The following is a 24,588-nucleotide window of genomic DNA, read 5'->3' as shown; positions in this document are numbered from 1 at the left end:
AGGGAGGGGATACTGTGTCATTTTTGTTTGTTCTGTCGACTGCTATTATTTTATTGTTTGTTTTATTCACTTTATATTATTACATTGCCGGTAAGAAAGAGGTTCCCCACCATCAATTGTTAGAAGAAGAATTGGAACGAGAAGAATGACACCTTATATATAAGGTGTCATTTTTTTCGCTATAATAGTCAGTTTTAACGTATTTCTCACAAAAAAACGTAATTTTTCTTAACTTAGTCCGCAAAAATAGTGAACATGTAGCATATATCAGTAGTGCGGGCAATACAATGGTATAAACCAAAGCAAAGAGAGTGTTTGAGGTGAGAAATCGTGAATCATTTCATTATAAATCCAAGAATGTTTAACGCTTACAAACAGCACTCACACTTACTTCTTAGTCGTATGCAGCGAGGCTCATTTCACCCTTCTCACATCCAAATTAGGGAGGCGAGTGGTGTGCACGATTACATCAAAGAGAGAACTATCAAGATTGGTAAGTATATCGTGGAGACAAGAAAGACAGTGCGTGTCATTGCAAAGGAATTTGGGGTATCAAAGAGTACAGTCCATAAAGATTTAACAGAACGTCTACCAGAAATTAATCCAGAGCTCGCAAATGAAGTGAAAGAAATTCTTGATTATCATAAGTCTATTCGTCATTTAAGAGGGGGAGAAGCAACAAAACAAAAGTATAGAAAAGAAGATGTAGAGAAGCCTGTACGTCAATAATGTTACAGTAGCAAACATTCCGTTCACATTCGGTAATATTTTTCAGAAGAATTCTTTTTGCGAATATTACGTTTCTGTTAAATTTATGATAAAATCAGAAATTAGGTGAAAAGAATTCGGGTGTAACCTGATTTTGAATATCGAGGAGGAAAAAACGGGAATGTTTGCGCGAGATATCGGAATTGACCTAGGTACGGCTAACGTATTAATTCATGTTAAAGGTAAGGGTATTGTATTAAATGAGCCATCTGTTGTGGCAATTGATCGTAATAGTGGTAAAGTATTAGCAGTAGGTGAAGAAGCGAGAAGCATGGTGGGACGTACGCCTGGTAATATTGTAGCAATTCGTCCACTTAAAGATGGTGTAATCGCAGACTTCGAAATTACAGAAGCAATGTTAAAGTATTTCATTAACAAATTGGACGTAAAGAGCTTCTTTTCAAAACCTCGTATTTTAATTTGTTGTCCAACAAATATTACATCAGTAGAACAAAAAGCAATTCGTGAAGCTGCTGAACGTTCAGGTGGTAAAACAGTATTTTTAGAAGAAGAACCAAAAGTAGCCGCAGTTGGTGCTGGTATGGAAATCTTCCAACCAAGCGGTAACATGGTTGTTGATATTGGTGGAGGTACAACAGATATCGCTGTACTATCTATGGGTGATATTGTTACCTCTTCCTCTATCAAAATGGCTGGCGATAAGTTTGATATGGAGATCTTAAACTATATTAAACGTAAGTATAAGCTATTAATCGGAGAACGTACTTCAGAAGATATTAAAATTAAAGTTGGTACAGTATTCCCAGGTGCACGTAGCGAAGAACTTGAAATTCGCGGACGTGACATGGTAACAGGCTTACCACGTACAATTACAGTATGCTCTGAAGAAATTACAGAAGCGTTAAAAGAAAATGCAGCTGTTATTGTACAAGCTGCAAAAGGCGTATTAGAGCGCACACCACCAGAATTATCCGCAGACATTATCGACCGCGGTGTTATTCTAACAGGCGGTGGAGCTTTACTACACGGTATCGACATGCTTCTAGCAGAAGAACTAAAAGTACCAGTATTAATTGCTGAAAACCCAATGCACTGCGTTGCGGTTGGTACAGGTATTATGTTAGAGAATATCGACAGATTACCAAAGCGTGCTTTGAGATAATTTGAAAGAACTAAGGCTAATGCCTTAGTTCTTTTTTCGTTTTTATATTTTTTTATTTTGTTTTTTTGCGAAAATGGAAGGAAAATAGAGAAATATGAAGGAAACAGGTAAAATATTCATATATATGGTTAAATTTAATATTTCCTTAATTGAAAACGTTTATAATATAATGAGTCGAATACGACATTAAGGCAAATAATGTTTCAATACATATTGCCTTTCCCTAATTTGGGCATACACTCTTTTCCACCTCCGTGTCAGTTGCAAAAATGTGCAACTATTTTAATGGAATAGAGTGTGTGCATTTTTTTTAGGAAGTTGTGCTAAATATAAAATGTTACTTTGTAATGACAAACAATAAACAAAATGGGATAATAGCAATATGTCCAAGTGGTAAGACCAATATTACAAAAGGGGCGATTGTTACATGCTAAATATAGAACAAATTAAAGAAATCATTCCTCACCGCTATCCATTTTTACTTGTTGATAAAATATTAGAAGTAGATGAAGGAAAAAGAGCGGTTGGGATTAAAAATGTATCCGCAAACGAAGAATTCTTTAACGGACACTTCCCTGACTATGCAGTTATGCCTGGTGTACTTATTGTAGAAGCATTAGCACAAGTCGGAGCAGTTGCAGTATTAAAGAAAGAAGAAAACCGCGGAAGACTTGCTTTCTTTGCAGGTATCGACAATTGCCGTTTCAAAAAACAAGTACGCCCAGGTGATCAACTTCGTCTAGAAGTAGAAATGACACGCGTACGCGGCCCAATTGGAAAAGGAAAAGCAATCGCAACAGTAGATGGTGAAGTTGCATGTGAGGCAGAAATTACATTTGCGATTGGTGATAAAAAAGAATAGATAGTACTGAAAAATCCTTCTACATGTGCAGAAGGATTTTTTTATTACTATTTTATTAGAAGTTTTAAAATTAATAATAACCAGAATTTTAACTATAAGTAAATGGAAATTTGTATATGATGACGCTATAAATATCTTGGAATTAAGATAAATGATAACGCGATAAAAATAGAGATATCATTGTCACATTATAGAAGGTATAAGATAGGACAAAGGTTATTCTGATTAGTTATGATGGATTACAGAGACAAGAAATGGAGAAATTTAACGGTAGAAGTAAATAAAAAATTGGCGTAGCATATCGGGCATAAAAGAAAAAAGGGGAAAATGTTGTATTTTGAAAAAAAGGAGATCATAACATGTTCGGGAGAAAAAAAAGAAAGCCATTAAGACAACTAATTACTCATAAAGAGCCTAAATCACGCATTGCGGAACAATACCGTAATATCCGTACAAATATTGAATTTACATCTGTAGATAACCATATTCGTTCTATCATTGTTACTTCAGTAGATCCTGGTGACGGAAAAACAACGACAATCGCAAACTTAGCGGTTGTTTTTGGCCAACAAGGAAAAAAAGTATTGTTAATTGGAGCAGACTTACGTAAGCCGACATTGCAAAATTTATTCGCTGCATATAGTCCAAATGGATTAACGAATTTATTATCAGGACAGACTTCGTTTGTGCAATGTATTCAAAAAACGGATATAGAGAACGTATATATTATGTCAGCAGGTCCAATCCCACCAAATCCAGCAGAGCTACTTGGATATCGTAAAATGGATGAAGTGCTTCTAGAGGCATATAAGATGTTTGACATTGTTCTAATTGATACACCACCCGTAATGGCCGTTACGGATGCACAAATACTCGCTAATAAATGCGATGGTGTTGTATTAGTAGCACGAAGTGAAAAAACTGAAAAGGATAAACTAATAAAAGTGAAACAAATATTAGATAAAGCGTCAGGAAAGCTACTTGGTGTTATATTAAACGATAAAAGAGAAGAACAAGAATCGTATGGATATTATTAGAAAATAATGTATGAAATAGTATTTTTTAAAAGTTAGCAATTTTTCGCTAACTTTTTTTTTGGGTTTTTAAAAATTTATTATTAAAATATAAGGAAACAAAATGCAATAGAATTTTTGGCGAATTGATGGAATGTGTTGTCATATTTAAGATTATTTTGTAAGATTATATATGTTTTTAAATAACAATCGTACATAGATATTACTAAAATAAAAAAATGTAAGATTATATGTTATAATTTTTCCTATGTGTAAATTTTAGAAAGTTGGAGGAACTTATGGAAGAAACAATTAGTTTAAAAGAGTTATTTCATATCTTAAAAAAACGTTTAGCAATGATCCTCGTAATCGCATTTGGTGCAGCTATAGTAAGTGCTATCATTAGCTTCTTCTTTATGACACCAATCTATCAATCTTCGACGCAGATTCTTGTTAACCAGAAGAAGCAAGAAGGTGCAGCTATTCAATACAATGAGGTACAAACAAATATTCAATTAACAAATACATACAAGGTTATTATTAAAAGCCCAGTTATTTTAGATCAAGTGAAAGAAAAGCTAGGTTTAAATATAACAGTACAAGAGCTAAACAATAAAATTGAAGTAGCTAATGAGAAAGACTCACAAGTAGTGGCGGTAACTGCGCAAGATAAAGACCCAAAATTAGCTCGTGATATTGCTAATACAACTGCAGAAGTGTTTAAAGGTGAAGTTGCTAAAATTATGAGTGTTGATAACGTAACAGTGTTATCAAAAGCAGAAGTTGCAGAAAATCTATCTCCAATTAAACCACGTCCAATGCTAAATGTAGCAATTGCTTTCGTTATTGGTTTAATGGCTTCAATTGGTCTTGCATTCTTACTAGAATACTTAGATAACACAGTGAAAAAAGAAGAAGATGTAGAAAGCTTACTTGGCTTACCAGTGTTAGGTATTGTCGCTCGTATGGATGAAGAAACATTGAACGTAAAATCACACGCTCCATCATCAAGAAAAGTGAGGGGACAAACAATTGGCTCTTAATTTATTTAAAAAGAAAAAGAATCATCGTCAACGTCGTCAATTAATTGCTCATCAACAACCGAAATCACCAATTTCAGAACAATATCGTAATATTCGAACGAATATTGAATTTGCAGCTGTTGATTTGAATTTACATTCATTAATGGTAACATCTGCGAATCCAAGTGAAGGGAAAACGACAACGACAGCTAATATGGCAGTTGTGTTTGCTCAACAAGGAAAGAAAGTATTATTAATTGATGCTGATATGCGTAAGCCGGCGATGCATCAAATGTTCCAAGTAGATAATATTTTTGGACTAACGAATGTATTAACATATAGTGAACGTTTAGAGAAATGTGTACAAACGACATCTATAGATAACCTCAGCTTTTTAGCATGTGGTCCAATCCCACCAAATCCAGCTGAATTGTTAGGGTCAAAATCAATGAAAGAACTTCTTGGACAAGCATACAGCATGTACGACTTAGTTATTTTTGATATGCCACCTATTTTAGCTGTTACCGATGCGCAAATTATGGCAAATGTATGTGATGCTTCTATTCTTGTTGTTCGTAGTGAATCAACAGAGAAAGAAACAGCAGTAAAAGCAAAGGGATTGTTAGAATCGGCTAAAGGTAAATTGTTAGGTGTTGTTCTAAACGATCGTGAACGTGAAGAAGGCTTATATTATTATTACGGTGCAAACTAATTAAAAGAGTGAGATATGGTTGAAACATATCTCCTTTTTTCCCTTGAACATGAGAAATCTCTCATATTCAAGGGAAAAAAGATTTTTATATGAGAGAGGGAGGATGAAACAAATGATAGATTTACATTGTCACATTTTACCTGGTATCGATGACGGTGCACAGACAGTAACAGATAGTTTAGCAATGGCACAACAAGCCGTTTCAGAAGGAATACATACCATTGTCGCAACGCCACATCATCAAAATGGAAAATATATAAATGAACGTACCTCAATTATTCATGGAGTAAAACAACTGAATGATGAATTACAACAACATAATATCCCGCTTACTATTTTACCGGGGCAAGAGGTCAGATTATATGGTGATTTATTAGAAGACTATGAAACTGGTAAAATTGTTACTTTAAATGAAACAAATAAATATATATTCATTGAATTTCCATCGAATCACGTACCTCGTTATGCTGAACAACTATTATATGAACTGCGCGTTAAGGGAATGATTCCAATTATCGTTCATCCGGAACGTAATGCCGAGTTAATTGAGCGGCCAGATAAGTTATATAACCTTGTAAATAAAGGGACATTAACGCAAGTAACAGCAGGTAGTTTACTTGGGAAGTTTGGCAAAAAAATTAAAAAATTCTCACTACAGCTTGTGGAACATAATTTAACACATATGGTCGCTTCAGATGCACATAACACAACTTCAAGAGGATTTCATTTAGCGGAAAGCTATGAATTAATTGAGAAAGAATTCGGGATGAGTGTTATGAGTGATTTGAAAGAAAATCCGTACTTATTAATTAGCGGCAAGGCAATTTATAAAGAAGATCCAGAACAAATTCGTCGCAAAAAATTATTCGGTATTTTTTAAATAAAGAATTGGTGATGTCTCCTAACCGTTATCAACGGGGGCACTCGGTCGTGCTGTGGGTAGAAATTTTATTTCATGCCTACCTTAGACGCTTGTCGTCGGGAGTATGGCGTGAGGATGGGTTAGATGCCCATAATTTATTTGTAATAGAAACTCTACCTATGGAGTTATAAAAATGACTCTATAGGTAGGGTTTTTGTTATTGTTACATACAAATAAATAGATTTATAGGGGGAGTATAATTGAAAAAAGTAAGAAAAGCAATTATTCCAGCTGCTGGTCTTGGTACAAGATTTTTACCAGCAACGAAAGCGATGCCGAAAGAAATGTTACCGATCGTTGATAAACCAACAATTCAATACATAATAGAAGAAGCGATTGAATCAGGAATTGAAGATATTATTATTGTTACTGGAAAAGGTAAACGTGCCATTGAAGATCATTTTGATCATTCATTTGAACTAGAACAAAACCTTTTAGAAAAAGGGAAGTATGAAATGCTTGAAAAAGTACAAGCTTCTTCAAAAATTAACATTCATTACATAAGACAAAAAGAACCGAAGGGTTTAGGGCATGCAGTATGGTGTGCACGTAAATTTATTGGAAATGAACCATTTGCGGTATTACTTGGTGATGATATTGTGCAAGCAGAAACGCCATGTTTGCGTCAATTAATGGATCAATATGAAGGAACACAATCATCTGTTATAGGTGTACAAACAGTACCAGAAAATGAAACGCATCGTTACGGTATTATCGATCCAGTTGAACAAAATGATCGACGTTATCAAGTACGTCAATTTGTAGAGAAACCAGAGCAAGGAACAGCACCATCAAACTTAGCTATTATGGGTCGTTACGTATTAACACCAGAAATTTTTATGTTCCTAGAAAATCAAGAGACAGGTGCAGGTGGTGAAATTCAATTAACTGATGCAATTCAACGTTTAAATGAAATTCAACGGGTATTTGCTTATGATTTTGAAGGGACTCGTTATGATGTTGGGGAGAAGTTCGGATTTATTAAGACGACAATTGAGATGGCACTTCAACATGAATCCTTAAGGGAAGATTTAATAAGTTATATGAATGAACTTGTAAAAAAAGAAAATGTACATATTTAAAGTGAGGTGAAAAGGCATTGGCCTTAACTAAAGTATCAAGTGGAGTTGTAAAAGAACAAAGAATGCTTGTTGCTGAAGAGATAAATCAGAGTGTGTTTTATTTATTTATGAAGCGTGTAATAGATATATTAGGTTCATTATGCGGTCTTATTTTTCTTTTTCCTGTTTTCCTTGTTATAGCGTTACTTATTAAGTTAGAAGATCCTAAGGGTTCCATTCTTTTTAAGCAGGTTCGTGTTGGGAAAAATGAAAAGGAGTTTGGAATGTATAAATTTCGTTCCATGGTGACAGATGCAGAAGAGCGATTAAAGGATTTATTAGAACATAATGAAGTATCAGGGGCAATGTTTAAAATGAAAGAAGACCCCCGTGTCACGAAAATTGGCAAGTTTATTCGGAAAACGAGTATCGATGAATTACCACAATTATTAAATGTACTAAAAGGTGAAATGAGTTTAGTTGGACCGCGTCCACCGCTTCCAAGAGAGGTAAAAGAATATACTTTGTATGATAAACAGAGATTGCTTGTTACACCAGGTTGTACAGGACTATGGCAAGTTACAGAGAGAAATAGTGTTGGTTTTGCAGAGATGGTGGAATTAGATTTAACTTATATTAAAAAGCGTAATATTAGGTTTGATTGTAAGTTAATATTAAAGACGGTATTAGTTTTAGTTGGTTCAAAAGATGCCTATTGATGAATAGTTCAATTAATAGGTCAGATTTAAAAAGTGGTAGTTGGTACACTAACTTGTATTTAAGTATAAAATGTCTGCAAGGGAGATTTTTAATATGAATATAGCGGTAGTAGGGACTGGATACGTAGGTCTAGTGACAGGTGTAGGTTTATCAGAAGTAGGACATAGTGTTACTTGTATTGATATGGATGAAAAAAAAGTGGAGAAAATGCAAGATGGGCAATCACCAATTTATGAGCCTGGTTTAGATGAGTTAATGCTGAAAAACATCGAGGCTGGACGCTTAAATTTTACTACAGACCATCTAACAGCATTTAAGGAAGCTCAAGTCATTTATATAGCGGTAGGTACTCCTGAAAATGAAGATGGAACAGCAAACTTAACTTATGTTAATCAAGTTATAGAACAAATTGCTCAAAATGTAAAACGAGATATTATAGTAGTAACAAAAAGTACAGTACCTGTAGGAACTAATCATTATATTAAAGGTAGATTAAAAGAGTTATTAGTGGAAGGTATTAAAATTGAGGTAGTATCAAATCCAGAGTTCCTTCGAGAAGGATCTGCCGTTTATGATATATTCAACGGTGATCGTATTGTAATTGGTGCTGAATGTGATGAAGCATTAGAAGTAATGCGTAAGGTTAATAAACCTTTTGGTATTCCTATATATGAAACCGATATTTGTAGTGCTGAAATGATTAAATACGCCTCTAATGCATTTTTAGCTACAAAAATTAGTTTTATTAATGAAATTGCTAACGTATGTGAAAAAGTAGGTGCTGATGTAGAGAAGGTAGCCCTTGGAATGGGATTAGATAGCCGTGTTGGTAATCAATTCTTAAAAGCTGGAATTGGTTATGGGGGCTCTTGTTTCCCAAAAGATACAAAGGCACTTAAAAAAATCGCAGAAAATGTAGACTATGATTTTAGCTTGTTAAGTTCGGTTATTCAATTTAACAATAAGCAACAAAGGAAGTTACTTGATCAGGCTATAAAGGATTTTGGGACATTAGAAGGAAAAAAAGTAGGTATATTAGGACTAACTTTTAAGCCTAATACAGATGATATGCGAGAAGCAGCTTCATTAGTTATTATCCCAGAACTTATAGAAATGGGTGCACATGTAAAAGCTTATGATCCAATAGCAATTGATAATGCAAAGAAAATCTTACCTAGTACAATAGAATATGTGAATGAAGTAATAGAAGCGATTAAAGATACAGAAATTGTATTTATTTTAACAGAATGGGATGAAATTAAATCCATACCATTAGAAAAATTTGGAATAGAAATGAAAGATCCAAATATATATGATGGCAGAAATTGTTTTGGAATTGAAGCTGTGAAGAATAGTGATATAAACTATTTTTCAGTAGGAAGAGAAGCTATTAAAAGAAGCAGTGTAAGGGTTTAGTTTAAATTATAATTTTTAACTAGAGATTTGTAAAAAAGTTAGTAGTAATTATATAAGGTATATGAAGGAGGGGGAATATTGAAAATATGTTTTGCTGCTTCATCAGGGGGACATCTAGAGCAATTAATGATGCTACATCCAATGATGAAAGATCATGATAGTTTTATTTTGACAGAGAAGACAAATTACCAATTTAATTCAAAAGGCATTAAGTCTTATGATGTCATTCAAATTAATAGAAGGGAATTCTCCTTCTTTTTTAAATTTATTATTTTAGTTTTTCAGTCTATATTTATTTTATTGAAAGAGAAACCGGATGTTGTTATCTCTACTGGAGCATTAGCGACAGTGCCCATGTGTTTATTAGCTAAGTTGTTTAAGAAGAAATTAATTTTTATAGAATCCTTCTCTAAAATCACTTCACCGACTATTACAGGTAAATTGATGTATAAGTATGCAGATTTATTCTTAGTGCAATGGGAAGATATGAAACAATTTTATCCAGATGCAACTTATGGAGGCGGAATATATTGATTTTTGTAACAGTAGGTTCCCAAAAATTCCAATTTAATAGATTGTTAGAAGAAGTTGATCGTTTAGTTGAAGAAAAAAAAATAAAACCAGATGAAGTGTTTGCTCAAATTGGTTATTCAACATACGAACCACGTTATTACTCATACAAGAAATTTTTAAATAAAGAAGAATTTTTGGATTTAATGTTTAAAAGTGAAATAGTGATTACTCATGGAGGAACAGGTTCTATTATAAACGGGGTAAAACAAGAAAAGAAAGTAATAGGTGTTCCTCGAACTGTAGAATATGGTGAACATGTAGACAATCACCAATTTGAAATAATTGAGCAATTCACAAATTCAAACTTAATATATGGAATTTCAGATGTTAAAGAACTAGAAAAATCATTAGATGTTGTGAAAGAAATGAATTTCAAAAAATATCAATCTAATACTAGTAATATTATTGATATACTTGAGACGTTTTTAAAAAAGACACTATAATACATATAACTAAAAATATATAGAAATAGGTGAGCGAATGAAAGTTATCATGATTGGATCTCACATACGTGTAACAGGTGGGATTACCAGAGTGGTAAAGAACTATATACAAGCGGGCCTTAATGAGAAAACTGATTTAGAATATTTTCCAACTTATTATGGTAGTAATCATTTTGTAAATATAGTTTATTTTATCATTCAATATGTAAAGTTGTTCTTTAAACTTAATATACTAAAAAAGAAATATGATATAGCTCATATTCATATGTCGTATAGAGGAAGTTTTATTCGAAAAAGTAAAATTATAAAGATGTTGCATAAGAATGGTATTCCAATTGTATTACATATGCACGGCTCTCAATTTAAAGATTTTTATAATGAAAGTTCGGATAAAAGAAAGAAAGATATTGTGGATGCATTAAACAAGGTAACCGTGATATTAGCTTTAGGAGAGCAGTGGAAAGAATACTATAAATCAATTAGTACAGCGAAAGTGGTTTCTTTAGATAATGCAGTTTTTCCGAAAAACGTCAGCAGCAATTCCAAGGATGCAGTTTATATCACAACAATGGGAGTGCTTTCTCAAAGAAAAGGTACATATGATTTGATTGAGGTAGGCGCTAAATTAAAAGGAAAAATAGATAATAAATATAAATTTGTTTTAGCCGGTGATGGAGAAATAGATAAGGTCAAAAAGAAAATTGCTGAAATGGAATTAGAAGATTTGTTTGTTGTTCCAGGTTGGATATCAGATGAGACTAAGATAGAAGAAATTTATCGAAAAAGTGCCATTTATGTACTACCATCCTATAATGAAGGCATGCCGATGTCTATATTAGAAGCAATGAGTTACGGTTTACCTGTTATATCTACCGATGTTGGTTCTATCGCTTCTGTTGTAGAAGAAGATAATGGATTTGTGATAAAACCGGGAGATATAAGCACATTGGCTAATAATATTATTTATTTGTTAAATAATAAGTCACATATAGAAAAAATAGGCGAAAATAATGCAGAAAAAATACGTACAAAATATAATGTCTACAACTCATTAGATAAGATGTGTGGTTTGTATGAAGATATTGTAAAAAAAAAATATAAATAAAATTTTGATTAAAGTGAGTTGAAAATGATGCCAGGATTCTTTGGTTTTATTTCAAATAATAAAAGTGTTTTAAATAATGAGCTGGATATGTATGAAATTGTAGATAAAAGCAGTGATTTAATACAAGAAGAAATTGAAATTCAGGGTTCTGGAATATATGGGAAAATTTTTAGGAATGCTGTGAATAAGTTTAGTTTCGATAAAGCTTTTTATAGTGATCAGAAGAATCTTATTGCCATTGATGGAGTAGTTTTAAACAAGCATGATTTATGTGAAAAGTATGATGTTAGTGAAAATGAAATATTAAACTTAATTAAAAAGATGTCAATTGAAGATTCTGAAACTTTCTTCCGACAATTCAGGGGGACTTTTGCAGGAGTTTTTTGGGATAAGGAGACGAATAAATTAAAAGTATTTACAAATCATATTGGTGATAAGGAAGTTTTTTATTACCTATGTAAGGAAAGCCAAGTTTTCTATTTCTCAACTGATTTTAAATCTCTTATAAAGATGGTTCATGAACAAACAAGTAGACAGTTTAAGATTAATAATAATGCAGCTTATAGTTTAATGGTACATTCTCATGTACTATGTAATGAAACGTTATTTGAAGATGTATATAGGTTAACACCAGGGCACTATATTCAATATTCTAGTGGTACTATCGAAAAGGAGTGTTATTATGCCATAGATAATACTCCTATTAGTATTTCAAAAGAAGAGGCTTTAGCTAGGCTGGATACTTTGTTTAGAAATGCTGTGAAAAGGGTTTTTGAGAAAGATTTGGAATATGGATATAAACATCTAGTTGCTCTAAGTGGTGGCTTAGATTCTCGAATGACTGCTTGGGTGGGGCATAATATGGGATACACCAATATGTTGAATTACACGTTTTCACAAACTGATTATTTAGACGAGACGGTGCCCAAAGAAATTACTGATACGCTAAAAAGTGAATGGATGTTTAAAGCTTTAGATAATGGTACATATCTTTACAAGTATTTTGATGAATCAGTTAAGATATCCGGTGCTAGAAGCCAGTCATGTACCATTTCTCATACACTTAGTATGCTTAGTAATCTTAATTTAAAAGAATATGGACTTGTTCATACAGGACAACTTGGAGATGTAGTAATTGGTACTTTTTATGATCAGGGAAGGAAACAAAATTTCAAACCTGGATCTGGAGCATATTCCACTAAACTGCTGGATAGGGTTCAATACACTGAAGAGAAAGCTGTACATTTAGAGGATCAAGAGATATTTAAATTTTATAATAGAGGTTTTACAGGAGTAAATATAGGACTAAAACCTATGTTTCTCTATACAGAAACAACATCGCCATTTTTAGATGTAGATTTTCTAGATTTTTGTTTATCTTTACCATTAGAGTATAGAAGCGGACATAAGATTTACATTGAGTGGATAAATAAGTTTTATCCTGAAGCAGCAGATTTCATTTATGAAAAGGTAAAAGGGAAAATTAATCGAAAGACGATTACAGTTCAAGGCATACCAGTTCCATGGACGAGCGTTCCGGCGGCGGCAGTAAAATTAATTAAGAATAAATTAGGCTTAAAGTTAAGTTCAAAAAAACATATGCATCCGATGGATTATTGGTATCAAAATAATAAAAATCTAAGAGATTTTTATGAGGAAAAATATAATGAAAATATTAACTTATTAACTGAAGAAAGCCTAAGAAAAGATTGTGAGTTTTTATTTAGAGAAGGAAATACTCTCGAAAAAGATCAAGTAGTTACATTATTAGGTTTTTTAAAACAAATGGATATTTATATTAAATAGTAATGGTAATTTTGTTATTAGAAACAGAATAATGTATTTAGAAATAAAGGTGTATTACTGAAGTATATGGTTAACTATTAGATAAGGAATAATGAAAAAGATTTTTCACTTTGAAAATCGTTTATAAAGTAGAATTATTTATTGTTTTTAACAAGGAAACAATATGAGTATAATTTATACGCAATTAAAATAGTTCAAGGAAAATAAAATGGATAGGATATAGTAATGAATAAATTAATTATATACGGTGTGTTTTTATCCTCGTTTTTCTTTATAGTAGGTAATAGATTTAATAACACATATATATACCCTTCTGGTATATTATGCTTTATGTATATTGCATATACTTTGTTAAATTTATTAAAGGTAGGAAGTTTAAGAGTTAATTTACCCAAAAGGGAATTGACTCTGATACTATTTCTAATAACATATATGTTATTTACCTTTTTTATAGGTTTATACATAGGATTAGAAAATAAGTCAATATATAAGGTGTTTTTTGATAATTTATATATATTTACTTTTATACTTATGCTTACTACCTTCTCATGGACGGATGATTTTTCTATTAAATTGTCTAAGATGGTGAGTTATTCATTTATAGCTATGGGATTAATAGGTATTTTTCTATATATAAAAGGAATCTATGGGCTGGGCATCAGATTCAGTTCACCATATTTTACTGTTTTTGACGAAAATACAATGATGCACTATTTTAGTGAGGTTAGATTTCAATCAGTTTTTTCGCAAAAAACGAAATATGCATTTTATTGTTTAACAGGAATGTTTATACTTAAAACTAATTCTCATCTAGATGTAAAAATACGTTGGATAGGGATAATAATATTAGCTATTAACGTTGTTTTGACAAATTCAATAATGTCCCTTGGAGCGATGGTTGTATTAATGGTAACATTTATTGAGTATAAAAAAATTAATAAATATTTTAGATACCTTATTGTTCTTGTTACGATTTTAGGAGCAATTATATGTAGTTTCATAGTATTTAATTATACTGCAGACGTGCGGGATTTAAGTAGCTGGGGATCCAGGAAGTATATTTGGGAAGGTGCATTGGATTTACTAAGACAACATCCTAATGGTGTAATAGATAACTGGTATTTATACAAAATAAATATTTATTTCCAAGGTGCACACAATGTATTTTTAAATGAATTTCTTGATTATGGAATTATAGGAGGAGGATTATTCTTAATAATCTATTGTCTTATTTTCTATAATTTATTTAAGATTAGCAAAGAAACAATTGGATTCTTTTTAGTCACTACAATATTATTTATGGTTGACAATATATTATATTGGGAAATTGTTCCTGTGTTTTGGTTATCTTATTTGATAGTCAAAATTAATTTAACAAATAATCGCCCGCATCAAATATAGGGATTTTAGAAATTTAATCATGATTTTTATACAAAAAGGTAGCAAAAATAATTCATTGCTACCTTTTTGTATAATTAAAAATTTGTAAGGAATTTCAAGAGGTATATAAATATGAAAAAAATGTTACTTATTCCAAAGGGGCAGTATGGATATAATACGGACTATTTAAAAATGGTGAATTATTTATCGAAACATAACGTCCATGTTGATATTTTATGTTTTGATAATAACCGTTTGAGAGTAAATCTCCCGGAAAATGTTAATGTTAAGTACATTAACATTAGTAAAAATAGAATAATAAATTATCTAAAATATAATATAGAGATAATAAAATTCATTTTAAAGAATAGAAAAGAATATAATTGGATTATCGTTAGTGGGACAATAGAATACTGTGGATATATTCCGTTGTTATTGAGAAAATTCACCTCAAAAGCAAATTGGATTATGGATATTCGAACTGGAGCGGTGTTTTCCAGTGAAAAGAAAAGGCATTTTTATGATAATGCTATGAAATGGTCTACGAAGTTCTTTGACCATATAACAGTTATTTCAGATTTATTGGCGAAAAAATTACAGATATCTAAATATACATTATTACCCTTAGGCGCAGATCGTATTGTGGATATTAGGGAGAAAAAAGTGAATACAGAGAAAATAAAATTTCTTTATGTAGGGACTTTTGAAAATAGAAATCTTGAAAATGTTATTAAAGCATATGATATTTTTTGTACAAAAAACGACAATCAAATTCAAACTAGCTTGGATGTAGTTGGTTCTGCATACACGGAAAAGTATCAGCAAAGAGTTATGGAAGCAATAGAGAACGTTAAAAATAAGGGTAATATTCAATATCACGGTAGAAAAAATCATGATGAAATAATAAACCTTTTCAAGGAAGCTGCGGTAGGTTTCTCTTATGTCCCCATTACGGATTATTATGATGTACAACCTCCTACCAAAACATATGAATATATTATTAATGGAATAGTATGTATAGGAACTAATACAAAAGCCAATGCAGAAATTATTAATGATAGGAATGGGATACTGATTAATGAGGACATTAATAGTATTGTTGAAGGAATAGAAAAAGTCTCTAAAGAAATTTGTAAATATGATATTTTACAGTTGTCGCAAACAGTGGAAAATTATGAGTGGGACAAAATAGAGTATCGATTTCATGAGTTTTTAAAAGAAATAGATATAAAATAATAGATTGAAAATAGAAGTTTACGTAGATGTGGTAATCTATTGAATAATTTATTATAGTTTGCATAGGTAGTTTCCGAAAAATAGAAATTAATTCTATAAGGTTGGTTGAAGACAATGAAAAATATATTATTTGTAATCCCTTATTTAGGTGGAGGGGGAGCAGAGAGAGTACTAATAGATTTAATAAATACATTAAATAAAAAAAATATATATAATATAACAATTTTTACAATTGGTAGTGGTATATTAGATGATCAATTAGATAAAGAAATAAGACATGTGAAATTATTTAATGTAGATTTAGCTAACCAAGATATAATATCAAAAATTAAAATAAGATTAATTCTTAAATTGCTTAAGATTTTAAGTCCATCTAAAATGAGAAAGTTTATTAGTATTTTTTTAAAAGAATCATTTGATATTGAAGTAGCTTTTTTAGAAGGATTCCCTATAAAATTTGTGTCACAAAGCTCTGCAATGAAAATAGGTTGGATTCATACAGATTTGAAGAGGTTTAATTATTGTAGAGCGTATTTTAAAAATAAAATTAATGAATTGGATACTTATTCAAGTATGAATAAATTAATTTTTGTTTCGGAAACATCTAAGGTGGGTTACTTGGAGTATTTCGAAGGAATTAGAAATCAAGATAATTTATATGTATTAAAAAATATATTAAATATAGAAAGGATTATGTCTTTATCTAAAGAGGAAATTGAATTTGATTTTAAATATATTTGTAGTGTAGGTAGATTGAGTGAGGAAAAAGGATTCGACCGTTTAATTGAAAGTTATTATAAATTAAAAAAGGAAGGAGAAATTGGAGACCTTAAACTGCTAATCATAGGTAGTGGAAAAGATAAAAATAAGCTAAGTGAACTTGTTAGAAAGTTAAAATTAGAAGAATATATTATATTTGTACCATTTAGTAAAAATCCATATAAGTATATTAAAAATAGTGAATTTTTCGTTTCATCTTCTAGGGTGGAGGGCTATCCTACAGTTGTTCTAGAAGCATTGGTACTAAAAAAGATAGTTGTTGCTACGGATACAGGGGCTTCTAGTATTTTGAATAACGGAGAGTTTGGATTAGTAGTTTCAAATAATACAGATGGAATAATAAAAGGAATTAAAGAAGTAATGGATAGGAATTCTGTATATGCTAGGAAGGCGTTGTTGGGAGAAAAGATGGTGTTAAATGAAAATAAGGAGAAATTAGAAAGAATTATAGAAGTAATTAATGGTTATAAAATGTAATAGTAGTAAATATAAGTAGGGTGGAAAAAACTTTATAGGGAAAGTCTAATATAAATTTAAAGAAAAAATGAAAAATTAAAAGAAAATTAGATTTTAGAAGTAGTTATGAAGTGTTTATAAGAATATCTCATCTAATACAATGGTTGCTGGGAATTCTGCTAAAGCAATTAGTAAAACAAGTAAATCCATTATTAAACAGAAAAGGAATGTAAGAAAATCATTTGTTTCATGAAAGTTATACTTTAGGTGGTAATATTACTAACGAAAAAAGAAATGAGAAAAACATTACAAAATGGGATTTTTAAAATGAAAATTAATTTAGTATGTTGGAATTATAGGAGGAAAATTCTTGAAAAAGATTTTATTTGTTATTGGACAACTAGGAGCAGGTGGAGCTGAGAGGGTTCTTATAGATGTTGCAAATAACTTATCAAATAATAAAGAGTATTCCATAACAATTTTTACATTTTGTAAAAATAAACTAGATAATCAGCTCTCCAGAAGGGTGAATCATATTAGTTTATTCAATATAAATGCACAATCGAGAAAAATTAGTGATAGAATTCTAAATCGTATTGTGGTCACTAATTTATTTAGATTACTTGAAAAAATTAGTGCAAATTATATAAGGAAAATTATAGGTACACGTGTGAAAGGAACATATGATATCGAAATAGGATTTGTTGAGGGATTACCAATAAAAATAGTATCTTCTTCAAAATATATCAAATCTTCAAAACGCATTGGCTGGATTCATACAGATTTAAGTAGGCATAATCATGCCGAAAAATTTTTTGAAAGCCATTCAAAGGAAACTGAAACGTATAATAATGTAAACAGTATGGTTTTTGTTTCGGAGCAATCAAAAGATGGATACAAAAACTACTTTAAGGAATATCATAAAAATAGCTTTGTTATTCCAAACTTTATAGATTGTGATCGTATTAGAAAGTTATCTGAAGAGAAATGTGAATTGAATTTTAAATATATTTGTTCTGTGGGACGGTTGGTTAAGGAAAAAGGTTTTGATAGGTTAATTACAGCATACACATTACTCCGTAAAGAAGGGAAATTGAAAGATATAAAGTTGGTAATTCTTGGGAGTGGTTATGAAGAGAACAATTTAAAAAATTTAGCTACTGATTTAGGTGTTGTAAATGATGTTGTATTTATTCCCTTTACGGAAAACCCATATAAGTATATTAAAAATAGTGAGTTTTTTATATCTTCATCGAGAGTTGAAGGGTATTCCTTAGTTGTAGCAGAAGCAATTCTTTTAGAGGTTCCAGTGGTGTCAACAAGGACTGGAACGGTTAGCATACTTGGTGAAAGTGAGTATGGTTTGATTGTAGATAACACAACAGAAGGTATTATCGAAGGGGTAAAGCAGTTAACTAGCGATATTCATTCCTTTAAATGTAGGGCAAGTAAAGGAAGTATAGAGGTTGAAACAATTAATCGAGAAAATATGAAAAAAGTAATTTCTTTAATTGAGAACTAAGTGCAGAAAATATTAAACATGAGAGATGTGTCATAAATCATGAGTAGTTTAACCAGAAATACAATTTATAGTTTTATAAATCAAATAGTATTATTAATTATACCTTTTATAACTTTTCCTTATATTTCGAGAGTATTAGGACCAGGAAACTATGGAACTATTAATTATGCAACTAGTATAGTAACTATTTTTGCCGTATTTGCGGGAACAGGATTAATTGGATATGCAACACGTGAAATAGCTATAGTTAGTAATGATAAAGAAAAACTAAGTTTGAAATTTCAAGAATTATTTATTATACAACTAGTATTAACAATTATTATGTTGTGTTTATACGGAGCGTTTTTATTTAATAATACAGAAATGAGAAGTGAATTTCTCATCTTCTTTATTACGGGATTAACAATGTTAACTAATTTATTTACTTTTCAATGGTTTTTTGTGGGTATAGAAAAATTCAAGTATATTACAACACGTGATCTTGTGGTGAAAATTATTTTTGTTCTTTGTGTATTTATATTCATCAAAGAACAAAATGATTACCTATTATATGTTGTATTAAATTTGGGGAGTTTTATGCTGACGGCTTCTTTAAACAGTTGGTATTTATTAAAGTTTATTAAACTGAAAAAAGGAAAAGTATCTTTAAAAAACCACCTAAAACCAGTGCTTTTAGCATTAGTCATTTCGTTTATAAGTACAGTTACATTACAATTAAATTCAGTTCTCTTAGGAACCATTGCTGTAAAGGCAAAATTAGGAGTTTATAATGTGGGTATAAAAATGACAACAATGTTAGTAGCTATTGTTTCAAATGCGTTTGCTGTATTATTACCAAGGCTTAGTTATTTGAATAGTAATGATGACCATAGCTCACAGCAGAAAATCTTAAATAAGAGTGGACATTTTTTAGGCATTGTTTCAATACCAGCATGCATTGGTTTTATTTTATATTCAAATTTAATAATAAAAACTCTCTTTGGGCAGTCTTATTCAGGCGCTATAATAGTATCACAAATTACATCAGTATGTTTAGTAATAATGCCACTGGTAGCAATTTATGCATATTATTTGTATTCTGCTAGCAAAGAACATATATCCATATATGCCATGATAATAGCCTTAGTTATTAATGTTATTGCAAATATTATTTTGACAACAAAGTATTTTGTCGTTGGTGCAGCGATTACATTTGTATTAACAGAGTTCTCTAAGCTAGTGGTTTATTATTTCTTTTTAAGAAGATTGGGTATGAATTCTAGGTTGTTTTCAAAGAATTACTTATCATATTGCTTTATATCTATTATAACAATTGTAGTACCGTATATAATATTTAGCCCTAAAGGGATATTTTCATCTGTATTTACTATAATAGGTAGTGTTATTTTTTATTTTATTTCATTGGGAATACTTAAGGATAAGTATTTTATGGATTGTGTCCAGATTATAAAAAATATGTTGGTCCGTAGAGGAAGTAAATAAATTTTGACAATATAAGATTGACTACTTTAATAGATAACTGATAAATTAAGATATGAAATGGATTATAAGAATATAAAGAAGGTATAAAATATGAAAAAGAAAATTATATTTTGGATTCTAGGTATTGTTGGAGTTCTTATCGTTGCAGGTGGTGCATATGCATATAGCGTTTATTCTAATGTGTCTAATACCTTAGATGCGGTGCATAAACCGCTAGAACGTGATAAGTCTGAAAAACGTGATCAAAAAGTAGATGTTGCAGATAAAAAGCCTATTTCTATTTTATTAATGGGAACGGATCAAAGAGAAAGTGAAACATCAAGATCTGATTCATTGATGTTATTTACTTTGAATCCTCAAAAGAAATCAATGAAGATTACAAGTATTCCCCGTGATACTTATACAGAAATCATTGGTAAAGGTAAAAAAGATAAGATTAACCATGCTTATGCTTTTGGTGGTATTGATATGGCTGTAAAAACAATGGAGAATTTTCTTAATGTACCAGTCGATCATTACATTGAAGTGAATATGGCTGGTTTTAAAGATATTGTGGATGCTGTTGGTGGCGTTGATGTAAATAACGATTTAGATTTTACATCAAGGGATACACACTTTGCTAAAGGGGAAATTCATTTAGATGGTGAAAAAGCTTTAAAATATACTCGTATGCGTTATGAAGATCCACGCGGTGACTTCGGTCGTCAAATGCGCCAACGTCAAGTTATTCAAGCTGTAATTAAAAAGGGCGCAAGTGTATCTTCTCTAGCAAGTTACGGTGATGTATTAAAAGCAATTGAGAAAAACGTAAAAACAAGTTTAACGCAAGATCAAATGTTTGATATTCAAAAGAATTATAAAGATTGCATGCAGAATAGTGAAGAGATTCAAATCCCAGGTGACGGCCACAAAGCCGCCGATGGTATTTGGTACTATTATGTTCCAGATGCAGCAAAACAAGATTTAACGAATAAATTAAAAGCGCATCTTGAATTAACTAAGTAATATGTAACAACCCAACTCCTTTGGAAGGAGTTGGGTTTATTTTTGCGTGAATTTATATTAGTATTATATATTGTGAGATTAATAGATGAGGTGAATCGATGAATAAGAAAGCGGTACTTGTCCTTGTTATTTTTGTATTGTTTGTCGCTTCGATTGTGAGTGGTAAATTGTACTGGAATAAGAAGATTGCGAATGCAACAGGACAAACGAGTGAAGTAACGAAAACAAAGGATGAAGTGAAAGATAGCGGAGCGAAAAAAGAAGAGAAAAAAGAAGAGAAAAAACAAGATGCGAAATCATCTTTTAATGAGGCATACGCGAAGAACTTGCCAGATGCAGTGAAAGAGAAGTTAAAGAAAGCCGCTGAGGATAAAAAGGCAGTAAACCTTGTTATTGTTGGTGACGAAGCTTCTTCATCTGAAAAAAGTGCTTGGGCAGCTAAGTTAACTGCGAATTTAGAAACTGCTTATGGTAAAGGTTTATGGAATGTGACTGTAAAGGAATATAAGGGTGAAAGCACAGAAGAGTTAATTACGAATAAACGTGATAAAGAGATTGGGAAAGAGAATCCAGATGTGATTTTATTTGAACCGCCGTTTATTACTGATAATGGTAAAACTGGTAATGGAAACTCTGTTGTGAATACACAGAAGTTCGTTCAAGCACTTTCTACTAGTGCAAAGGGTGCTACGATTATGATTCAACCATCAAATCCAGTGTATGGTGCGAAGAATTATCCGAAATCGATTGAAGCATTAAAACAATTTGCGACGCAAAATAATTATACATATATTGATCATTGGGGAGCATGGCCGGATGCAACAACAAAGGCTATTTTACCGTACTTACAAGAAGAATTTGGTTTCCCAAATGCTAAAGGTCATGATGTTTGGGCTCAATATGTAACGGATTATTTCATAGCTAAATAAAATCTGTGAGAAGAAAATCATTTGTTTTAATAAAGGATAAATGATTTTCTTTTTTATTAAGGTTTAATAATATTGGAGGTTTAATTATGGCAATACTTGTAACAGGTGGAGCAGGATATATTGGTAGTCATACATGTGTAGAATTACTAAATATCGGTTACGAAGTTATAGTAGTGGATAATCTTTCGAATAGCTCGGTAGAATCTATAAATCGAGTAAAAGAAATAACAGGAAAACAATTTAAGTTTTATAAAGAAGATGTTTTAAATCGCGAAGCGCTTGACGCAATTTTTGAAGAAAATTCAATTGAAGCAGTTATTCACTTTGCAGGATTTAAAGCTGTAGGGGAGTCAGTAGCGATTCCATTAACATATTATCATAACAACATTACAAGCACGTTAGTGCTATGTGAAGTAATGCAGAAACATAATGTAAAGAAGATAATCTTTAGTTCATCTGCAACTGTATATGGTATCCCGGAAACGTCACCGATTACGGAGGAGTTTCCATTAAGTGCAACAAATCCATATGGTCAAACGAAATTAATGATTGAGCAAATTATGCGTGATGTAGCATTTGCAGATGCAGAATGGAGTATCGCATTACTTCGCTATTTCAATCCATTTGGTGCACACGAAAGTGGGCGTATCGGAGAAGATCCAAATGGAATCCCAAATAACTTAATGCCATATGTAACGCAAGTAGCGGTAGGTAAGTTAAAAGAATTAAGCGTATTCGGAAATGACTATCCAACGAAAGATGGAACAGGAGTCCGTGATTACATCCATGTTGTGGACTTAGCAAATGGTCACGTAAAGGCGCTTGAGAAAGTACTGAGTACAACAGGAGTAGATGCTTATAACCTGGGCACAGGCATGGGCTATAGTGTACTAGAGATGGTTGAAGCGTTTGAAAAAGTTTCGGGCAAGAAAGTTCCTTATAAAATTACAGAGCGTCGCCCAGGTGATGTGGCAGTATGTTTTGCTGATGCATCGAAAGCAAAGCGTGAATTAGGCTGGGAGGCAACACGCGGATTAGAAGAAATGTGTGCTGACTCTTGGAAATGGCAATCAAATAATAAAAATGGATACATGGATAGTGAATTATAAAAAATGTTGAGCTAACTGCTTATGATTTAATCCATTAGAGTTAATGACTCTTAATTTACAAGGTTAGATGTATAGAAAGTAGGAAGAAAATGAACTCAATCCTAATCTGTGGCGGAGCTGGCTACATCGGTTCTCACGCTGTGAAAAAATTAGTAGACGAAGGTTTATCTGTAGTAGTAGTAGATAACTTGCAGACTGGTCATGAAGATGCAATTACGGAAGGCGCGAAGTTTTATAATGGCGACCTTCGTGATAAATCATTTTTAAGGGATGTTTTTAAACAAGAAAATATTGAGGCGGTTATGCATTTTGCAGCCGATTCTTTAGTTGGAGTTAGTATGGAAAAGCCCCTTCAATATTATAATAACAATGTGTATGGTGCACTTTGTTTATTAGAGGTAATGGATGAGTTTAAGATAGATAAGTTCATTTTCTCTTCTACTGCAGCAACATATGGTGAGGTAGATGTTGATCTTATTACTGAAGAAACGGTGACGAATCCAACGAATACATACGGAGAAACGAAGTTAGCAATTGAGAAGATGCTTCATTGGTATAGCCAAGCTTCAAATTTACGTTATAAGATCTTTAGATACTTTAACGTAGCTGGTGCAACTCCAAGTGGTATTATTGGAGAAGATCATCGCCCAGAGACACATTTAATCCCTCTTGTGTTGCAAGTGGCTTTAGGTCAACGTGAGAAGATTATGATGTTTGGTGATGATTATAATACACCAGATGGTACTTGTATCCGTGATTATATTCATGTTGAAGATTTAGTAGCGGCTCATTTCTTAGGTCTTAAAGACTTGCAGAACGGTGGAGAGAGTGATTTCTATAACTTAGGAAATGGTAATGGTTTCAGTGTAAAAGAAATCGTTGATGCAGTTCGTGAGGTTACAAATCATGAAATTCCTGCTGAGGTAGCACCGCGCCGTGCGGGCGATCCAGCACGTTTAGTTGCCTCTTCTAAGAAAGCGAAAGAGAAGCTAGGATGGGATCCTAAGTATGTAAATGTTAAGACAATCATTGAACATGCTTGGAATTGGCATCAAAAGCAACCGAATGGATATGCTAAATAAATATAATAAGTGAAAGAGAGGGTATCGTCGACAAAATATGTTCGACAATACCCTCTCTTTT

The 24,588-nt window shown here is 31.7% G+C and carries 24 protein-coding genes; all 24 read left to right on the top strand.

Annotated features, from left to right (window positions below; genetic code table 11):
- Positions 1-14: 14 nt before the first annotated feature.
- The gene (locus DN407_RS26070; protein ID WP_000008903.1) at positions 15-149 is read left to right on the top strand and encodes a hypothetical protein; all 135 of its coding nucleotides are present in this window, start codon (positions 15-17) and stop codon (positions 147-149) included.
- A 307-nt stretch (positions 150-456) separates the two neighbouring features.
- Positions 457-729 (top strand): sporulation transcriptional regulator SpoIIID, encoded by a 273-nt coding sequence (spoIIID, locus tag DN407_RS26065; RefSeq protein WP_000544012.1) that lies wholly within the window; start codon positions 457-459, stop codon positions 727-729.
- Between the two features lie 160 nt (positions 730-889).
- On the top strand, positions 890-1,891 hold the full coding sequence (mreB, locus tag DN407_RS26060) for a rod shape-determining protein (RefSeq protein WP_000457978.1): 1,002 nt from the start codon (positions 890-892) through the stop codon (positions 1,889-1,891).
- A gap of 427 nt (positions 1,892-2,318) precedes the next feature.
- The gene (fabZ, locus tag DN407_RS26055; RefSeq protein WP_000931959.1) at positions 2,319-2,753 is read left to right on the top strand and encodes a 3-hydroxyacyl-ACP dehydratase FabZ; all 435 of its coding nucleotides are present in this window, start codon (positions 2,319-2,321) and stop codon (positions 2,751-2,753) included.
- Between the two features lie 359 nt (positions 2,754-3,112).
- On the top strand, positions 3,113-3,790 hold the full coding sequence (locus tag DN407_RS26050; protein ID WP_016111011.1) for a CpsD/CapB family tyrosine-protein kinase: 678 nt from the start codon (positions 3,113-3,115) through the stop codon (positions 3,788-3,790).
- Positions 3,791-4,065: 275 nt separating this feature from the next.
- Positions 4,066-4,809, top strand: coding sequence for a YveK family protein (locus DN407_RS26045; protein ID WP_016111010.1), 744 nt, complete (start codon positions 4,066-4,068; stop codon positions 4,807-4,809).
- A complete protein-coding gene (locus tag DN407_RS26040) occupies positions 4,799-5,500 on the top strand; it encodes a CpsD/CapB family tyrosine-protein kinase (RefSeq protein WP_016111009.1) in 702 nt (233 codons plus the stop codon). Before DN407_RS26045 ends, DN407_RS26040 begins: the two co-directional genes overlap by 11 nt.
- A gap of 112 nt (positions 5,501-5,612) precedes the next feature.
- The gene (locus tag DN407_RS26035; protein WP_098005322.1) at positions 5,613-6,380 is read left to right on the top strand and encodes a tyrosine-protein phosphatase; all 768 of its coding nucleotides are present in this window, start codon (positions 5,613-5,615) and stop codon (positions 6,378-6,380) included.
- A gap of 242 nt (positions 6,381-6,622) precedes the next feature.
- Complete coding sequence (gene bpsC, locus DN407_RS26030) at positions 6,623-7,504, top strand: UTP--glucose-1-phosphate uridylyltransferase BpsC (RefSeq protein ID WP_097999379.1); 882 nt, start codon at positions 6,623-6,625, stop codon at positions 7,502-7,504.
- Between the two features lie 17 nt (positions 7,505-7,521).
- Positions 7,522-8,202, top strand: a complete 681-nt coding sequence (locus DN407_RS26025; protein WP_017656716.1) for a sugar transferase — start codon at positions 7,522-7,524, stop codon at positions 8,200-8,202.
- 94 nt (positions 8,203-8,296) lie between these two features.
- Positions 8,297-9,619, top strand: a complete 1,323-nt coding sequence (locus DN407_RS26020) for a UDP-glucose dehydrogenase family protein (RefSeq protein WP_001017619.1) — start codon at positions 8,297-8,299, stop codon at positions 9,617-9,619.
- 78 nt (positions 9,620-9,697) lie between these two features.
- Positions 9,698-10,153 (top strand): PssD/Cps14F family polysaccharide biosynthesis glycosyltransferase, encoded by a 456-nt coding sequence (gene pssD / locus DN407_RS26015; protein WP_000686464.1) that lies wholly within the window; start codon positions 9,698-9,700, stop codon positions 10,151-10,153.
- A complete protein-coding gene (pssE, locus tag DN407_RS26010; RefSeq protein ID WP_000578429.1) occupies positions 10,150-10,635 on the top strand; it encodes a PssE/Cps14G family polysaccharide biosynthesis glycosyltransferase in 486 nt (161 codons plus the stop codon). Before pssD ends, pssE begins: the two co-directional genes overlap by 4 nt.
- 37 nt (positions 10,636-10,672) lie before the next feature.
- Complete coding sequence (locus DN407_RS26005) at positions 10,673-11,740, top strand: glycosyltransferase family 4 protein (protein ID WP_098290718.1); 1,068 nt, start codon at positions 10,673-10,675, stop codon at positions 11,738-11,740.
- Positions 11,741-11,764: 24 nt separating this feature from the next.
- Positions 11,765-13,546, top strand: a complete 1,782-nt coding sequence (locus DN407_RS26000; RefSeq protein WP_071731462.1) for an asparagine synthetase B family protein — start codon at positions 11,765-11,767, stop codon at positions 13,544-13,546.
- A gap of 225 nt (positions 13,547-13,771) precedes the next feature.
- A complete protein-coding gene (locus DN407_RS25995) occupies positions 13,772-14,947 on the top strand; it encodes an O-antigen ligase family protein (RefSeq protein ID WP_098290717.1) in 1,176 nt (391 codons plus the stop codon).
- 111 nt (positions 14,948-15,058) lie between these two features.
- Positions 15,059-16,162 carry a glycosyltransferase gene (locus DN407_RS25990; protein ID WP_048538361.1) on the top strand — a complete coding sequence of 368 codons (1,104 nt, stop codon included), beginning with the start codon at positions 15,059-15,061 and terminating at the stop codon, positions 16,160-16,162.
- Positions 16,163-16,276: 114 nt separating this feature from the next.
- The gene (locus tag DN407_RS25985; RefSeq protein ID WP_098290716.1) at positions 16,277-17,419 is read left to right on the top strand and encodes a glycosyltransferase; all 1,143 of its coding nucleotides are present in this window, start codon (positions 16,277-16,279) and stop codon (positions 17,417-17,419) included.
- A 349-nt stretch (positions 17,420-17,768) separates the two neighbouring features.
- Entirely contained in the window at positions 17,769-18,920 is a 1,152-nt protein-coding gene (locus DN407_RS25980) for a glycosyltransferase (protein WP_097797380.1), read from the top strand.
- A 39-nt stretch (positions 18,921-18,959) separates the two neighbouring features.
- Positions 18,960-20,402, top strand: a complete 1,443-nt coding sequence (locus DN407_RS25975) for a flippase (RefSeq protein WP_016110998.1) — start codon at positions 18,960-18,962, stop codon at positions 20,400-20,402.
- 90 nt (positions 20,403-20,492) lie between these two features.
- Positions 20,493-21,407 (top strand): polyisoprenyl-teichoic acid--peptidoglycan teichoic acid transferase TagU, encoded by a 915-nt coding sequence (gene tagU, locus DN407_RS25970; RefSeq protein WP_016110997.1) that lies wholly within the window; start codon positions 20,493-20,495, stop codon positions 21,405-21,407.
- 98 nt (positions 21,408-21,505) lie between these two features.
- The gene (locus tag DN407_RS25965; protein WP_016110996.1) at positions 21,506-22,336 is read left to right on the top strand and encodes an SGNH/GDSL hydrolase family protein; all 831 of its coding nucleotides are present in this window, start codon (positions 21,506-21,508) and stop codon (positions 22,334-22,336) included.
- An 86-nt stretch (positions 22,337-22,422) separates the two neighbouring features.
- On the top strand, positions 22,423-23,445 hold the full coding sequence (galE, locus tag DN407_RS25960; protein WP_149216712.1) for a UDP-glucose 4-epimerase GalE: 1,023 nt from the start codon (positions 22,423-22,425) through the stop codon (positions 23,443-23,445).
- Between the two features lie 89 nt (positions 23,446-23,534).
- Entirely contained in the window at positions 23,535-24,527 is a 993-nt protein-coding gene (gene galE, locus DN407_RS25955; protein ID WP_149216711.1) for a UDP-glucose 4-epimerase GalE, read from the top strand.
- The last annotated feature ends 61 nt before the right edge of the window (positions 24,528-24,588 follow it).

Origin of the sequence: Bacillus sp. JAS24-2, assembly GCF_008274905.1 — a bacterium.
Classification (GTDB): domain Bacteria; phylum Bacillota; class Bacilli; order Bacillales; family Bacillaceae_G; genus Bacillus_A; species Bacillus_A cereus.
Note: the sequence above shows the minus strand (reverse complement) of the source record. Positions and strands in the feature narration are given on the sequence as shown.